A 5,201-nucleotide genomic window follows, 5' to 3' on the forward strand; every position below is an offset into this window, starting at 1 on the left:
CTTCAAAGCTATCTTCATCGGTGTCAACGCCGTCAACATCCGTGTCGTTAATCGAATCACCCCTGCTCTCCAAGCCTACCGAACGACCAGCTACAGCAACAGAACCTGCTACCAAGGTAGGGCCTATCCATGCCTTAGCAGCGGCATCAAGGCAGCCATTCCAGCAATTTACTCCGACACGCTGGCTTGTCTTGGTTTCTGCTCTATCCTTGCTCATCGGAGCAGGTGTTGGTCTAGGATTCCGAATCTGGCTGGCAACCAAAGTTGGAGTACCAACCTTGCAACCGGAGCAGTCATTTCCGGAGCGTCCATGGCCTAGCTTTTGACGGGTTATGGATGAAGTGATCTAATCCAGAAGATATGGGCATAACCTATGGTTACGGGGATTGATAGAGTGTTTATGTGAGGAGTTCTAAGGGAGTGCTATGGCAGCGTTAGATGAGCAGACCAGCGATAAAACAACGTTGGACGATAAGACGATCGTTCGCGACTATTTCAACACCACCGGCTTTGATCGTTGGCGACGAATTTATGGTGATGGTGAAGTCAACGCGGTTCAGGCTGATATCCGTGTAGGACATCAACAAACGATCGACACAGTGCTTGCTTGGCTACAAGCAGATGGTAATCTCTCTGGTCTGAGCATCTGTGATGCTGGGTGTGGTGTTGGCAGCCTTAGCATTCCCCTAGCTCAGCTAGGCGCTACTGTGTATGCCAGTGATATTTCTGAACAGATGGTAGGAGAGGCGCGCAACCGAGCATTAACAACCCTAGGACAAACCGATAACCCTCACTTTAGCGTTAGTGACTTAGAGGCCATCAGTGGTCAGTATCACACAGTTATTTGCCTAGATGTGTTGATCCACTATCCGCAAGAGAAGGCTGCAGAGATGATAGCTCACCTTAGCTCCCTTGCCAGCGATCGTCTCATTCTCAGCTTTGCACCCAAAACCTGGGCTTACACCATCTTGAAGAAGATTGGAGACTTTTTCCCAGGCCCTAGTAAAGCCACCCGCGCCTATCTACATGCTGAAGTAGACGTAGTTGGCATCTTAGAAACCAACGGCTGGACGGTAAAGCGTAATGCTATGACTAAAACTCGATTTTACTTTTCTCGCTTGCTAGAAGCAGTGCGGTAGTCCCACCATCGACAGGGAACCATCAGTAGGCCAGCGTCTCCAACGTTTGGCGCAGATATCCCCGAACTTGGTCATCCAAGCTTAACTCTTGGTCATCCTGACGCGCATCACAATCCTGCTGCCAGCGGTGAAATCCAGAACTGGAAGCAATGACCTGCTTCAGGTTCTCCCACATTTCTGCATCAGAGGGTAGCGTTGTCAAGACGGGCGCACTGTAGTTTGCGTCGTAAGCAGGAAGTTTTGCCATAGTCACCTCTTAAAATGGTTTTGTGCAGGAGGACAAGAACTAAACCGTAAACTTAAAAGATTGTAAACTTTCTATAGCATAGCGAATTAGATGAAGAGGTGTGTGCTCTGTATAACAATAGGGCCATGCATGGATAGAAAAACCAGAAGACCTACTCAGGATTTCCCAATCGACTAGCCTGATAAAGCTGCTTAAATCGCTTTTGTTGCACGGTATGATCAACAATGGGCGGGGGATAGTTGCACCGCTCTCGTTCTAAAGGGGCTATTTTACCAGTTATGAGTGCCTCGGTCTCAACATAGCGCAGGTTAGGAAGCCATCGACGAATATAGTCAGCTTCAGCATCAAATTTTTGGGCTTGACTAGCAGGATTGAAAATTCTCAAGGGTCGTGGATCCATACCACTGGAAGCACTCCACTGCCAGCCACCATTATTAGCTGCCAGATCTCCATCAATTAACCGCTGCATAAAATATTTCTCTCCCCAGCGCCAATCAATAATTAGATCTTTGGTGAGAAAACTAGCCACAATCATGCGGCAGCGGTTATGCATCCAGCCAGTTTCATTGAGTTGGTGCATGGCTGCATCAACGATCGGATAGCCTGTTTGGCCCGTGCACCAAGCCTGAAAGTGATCAGGATTATTTTCCCAGGCGAAGGACTGCCAAGAAGAACGATATGGCCCATCCGCCAATTGAGGAAAGAAATACATCACATGTTGATAGAATTCACGCCACACCAGCTCCTGTTGCCAAACACGAATGCTGGCTTCAGCTTCAGAACTGCGGCTTTGCTCTAGAGCTGTGACCGTGGCTGCCCAGAGAGTACGAATGCCGATCGCCCCAAACTTCAACGCTGGACTCAACAGAGACGTGCCTGGCTGAGCAGGGAAATTACGCTGCTCTTGATAATCTGCAAGGGCAACATGACAAAATTCAGCTAGTCGGGCTTGGGCTGGCTGCTCTCCTGGCTCTAGGATAAATGGTCGATCCCAATGATATCCCAGTTCCTGAACTGTAGGCAGCGGGATTACCCCTGCTTGGACTGCCTGAGTGTGTTCAATGTCTGAGAGTCCTGTAGCCAGTGCTGCTAGATTGGGTGCTGCGGGTTGAGCCTTGGCCTGTTTGCTCACATTACGCCAAAAGGGTGTGTATACCGTGTAAGGTTCATTATTGCCAGTGAGTATGGTTCCAGGGGCGTGCAGCAACTGATCCCAGGTAGTATGAACTGTGATTTTGAGCGTTTTAAGAGCTGATTCAACAGCACGATCGCGGGTTTGGGCATAGGGTTCTATGTCCAAATTCCAGCATACGGCCTGGGCCGTCAGTGCCTTAGCGAGTTTGGGAATAGCTGTCTCCGGTTGACCCCGCAGAATCAGCAAGTCACTACCAGCCTGTTGATAGCGATGCTTCAAAGCAGCTAGACAACCCATCATGTAAGCAACTCGAACATGGGCAACATCATCTCGTGCCAGAATGGTGGGATCTAGGCAAAATACACCGACCACCCGAGGATAGCGCTGAGTGGCAGCCGTTAAGCCAAGGTTGTCTGACAGGCGCAAGTCTTTGCGATGCCAAAAGAGAGCAAGGGTTGTAGTCATGGGGCTGAGGTAGATAGCGCATGGACAGATAATGGCAGGACTACAGTGAATGTACTGCCGTAGCCAGGTTGACTTTCCACTAGAATGTGTCCGTGATGAGCTTGGGCAATAGCTTGGGCAATAGCTAGCCCTAGACCAGACCCGCCCTTATGACGGCTGTGGGTACGAGATGGATCCACTCTGTAAAAGCGATCAAACAGGTGAGGAACCGCATCGGCAGGGATGCCAATGCCAGTATCGATGACGCTAACTTGCAGATAGGGTGGCTTTAGGCGAGGTATGGCTTTACTAACAGCCAGGGCTTCTGGTTGGTCTAGACGATGGATGCGATGAATTTCCACACGAACTGATCCCCCAGACGGAGTGAACTGGAGAGCATTACTCACCAAATTAGTAAACAAGCGCGCTAGTTGATTGCGATCGCCCCAAATGACGCATGCATCTGATGGCAAAGAATTGGTTGTGGTCAACGGGGTTTCAGCACTAGATTCCTGCTCACTGGAACTTACTCCCAAATCACCCTGGAAACTCAGGTGAATGGCCTTTTCCATGGCTCGAATCCGTTGCTCTTCTACAACATCCTTCAGCAATTCAACTAAAGAGACAGCCGCCATCGTTGGCTCTAAAGTATTGCTATCTTGGCGGGCTAGAAATAGCAAATCATCAACTAAATGTCCCAAGCGTCGAGTTAGCCGCTCCACTACTTGAAGCTGTTGATGTTGAGTTGCAGGATCTATATCAGGATCCGTTAAAGCAACTTGCACTGTGGTCTGAATGGTAGCGATTGGGTTCCGTAACTCGTGGGATGCATCTGCTGTAAACTGTTTGAGCCGCTGATAGGAGTCCTGTATAGGCTCCATCGCCAGTCCTGAGAGCAACCATCCGATCGTGGCTACTGCTAGAACCATCAAGCTGATGCCCAAGCTTAAGTCCACTACTAACTGACGAGTTGGCTTAGTGACCTCAAACCAAGGATGGCTCACTCGCAAATAGCCCAGAACCTGATGCCCAATCTGAACTTTTTGCGTGACTTGGCGAAGCACAATAGTTTCAGGCATTAAGCTCCAGGTGTTTGATGGCAAGCTATTGCCGCCGTCATGCTCTCCAAGTGAGGCTAAACAGTCAGTCTCTAATGCCAGTGCTCCTGATGGTAGACACCGGGATACAGTCACCGTCTCGCTACTAACAGCGGGGTGCAGGGGTATGTTCAGCGGTTCTGTCAAGGTTGACCAGAGCAATTCTCCACGGGGGTTAAACCACTCTAGGTCAATGTGGTCATCGTCTACATCACCAGCATTATCTCGAAAACTGGCTTCTACATTAACCTGTAGTTCACCACCTTCTTGGTGAAAGTTGACTGGCTCAATAATGAGCGATCGCTGCACAACTTCAATGACATGATTGAGGGTGTCGTCAATGCGCTCAATCAGCGTAGACCTTACGTAGAGATAGATGCCACTAGCAAACAGTAGTAGCAAAACAGCCGTAGCAATCGTGTACCAAATAGCTAGCCGTCGCCGAGTTGCCAAAAACATGCTATGCGCATCTAATTACGAAGCATCCAGTTATAAATCAGTAGCGCCGCCCATAGCGCCCATATCACTGTCCTGGGCAGAATCATCATCTGCTCGGTTATCCTGATCCGAGCGTCGTCTTCCAAACCGACCCTTGTTCACCCGTTTACGAAATTTACGGGCATACGCTTCATTCCGTAGCGCTTTTTCCTTCTTTAGGTTACGGCGTTTAGCCATAGCAAATCTAGCTACCTCTCACATGACTATGCAGAAGAGATAGTCTATCACACCAACATCAGGAATTGCCAGTGGAGATACCAGGAATTGACCACAGACAATACCCACTCCCTTGCTAGGGTAAGCTCAAGTAAGGTCTGAAAAGACCGTGCACCAAGAGCTAAGATTGCCACCAACAGTAGCTATAGAGGCATAATTGTTCAAAGACAACTCACACAGTCGTAATAGCATGGTAGAACTTGCTAACGACTCTACGAATAACTCATTTGTATCAGCTCATTTGTATTACTTACTACATTAGTTAGGCTCATAGCAACGTTGAATCTACTAGACAAAATCGTATGTCAACACTACCTGCGACCCTTCATGAGAGTTTTTGTGCGCTGGTTTTACAAATTGCTGATACCCAGCAAGCCTGCTCACGAGCCGATGTCTCTGGGTTAATGTCATCAGTGTTAGCAACT

At 48.8% G+C, this 5,201-nt stretch carries 6 protein-coding genes; 2 read left to right on the forward strand and 4 right to left on the reverse strand.

Features of this window, described 5'->3' with window-relative positions; genetic code table 11:
• Both NZ772_13365 and bchM read left to right on the forward strand, forming a co-directional pair.
• A partial coding sequence (locus NZ772_13365) for a hypothetical protein (GenBank protein MCS6814538.1) occupies positions 1–326 on the forward strand: 326 nt, incomplete at its 5' end.
• Positions 327–425: 99 nt separating this feature from the next.
• Positions 426–1,139, forward strand: a complete 714-nt coding sequence (gene bchM, locus NZ772_13370; GenBank protein MCS6814539.1) for a magnesium protoporphyrin IX methyltransferase — start codon at positions 426–428, stop codon at positions 1,137–1,139.
• Positions 1,140–1,161: 22 nt separating this feature from the next.
• Here bchM and NZ772_13375 read toward each other — a convergent pair whose 3' ends face one another.
• The 4 genes from NZ772_13375 to NZ772_13390 all read right to left on the reverse strand — a co-directional run bounded on the left by NZ772_13375 (position 1,162) and on the right by NZ772_13390 (position 4,737).
• Positions 1,162–1,386: a hypothetical protein gene (locus NZ772_13375; GenBank protein MCS6814540.1), complete on the reverse strand. Its 225-nt coding sequence runs from the start codon at positions 1,384–1,386 to the stop codon at positions 1,162–1,164.
• Positions 1,387–1,537: 151 nt separating this feature from the next.
• On the reverse strand, positions 1,538–2,986 hold the full coding sequence (locus NZ772_13380; protein MCS6814541.1) for a DNA photolyase family protein: 1,449 nt from the start codon (positions 2,984–2,986) through the stop codon (positions 1,538–1,540).
• Positions 2,983–4,521, reverse strand: a complete 1,539-nt coding sequence (locus NZ772_13385; protein MCS6814542.1) for a HAMP domain-containing histidine kinase — start codon at positions 4,519–4,521, stop codon at positions 2,983–2,985. The genes NZ772_13380 and NZ772_13385 overlap by 4 nt, the downstream gene beginning before the upstream one ends.
• 30 nt (positions 4,522–4,551) lie before the next feature.
• Complete coding sequence (locus NZ772_13390; GenBank protein MCS6814543.1) at positions 4,552–4,737, reverse strand: hypothetical protein; 186 nt, start codon at positions 4,735–4,737, stop codon at positions 4,552–4,554.
• Positions 4,738–5,201: the final 464 nt, after the last annotated feature.

The organism is Cyanobacteriota bacterium (assembly GCA_025054735.1).
Lineage (GTDB): Bacteria > Cyanobacteriota > Cyanobacteriia > SKYG9 > SKYG9 > SKYG9.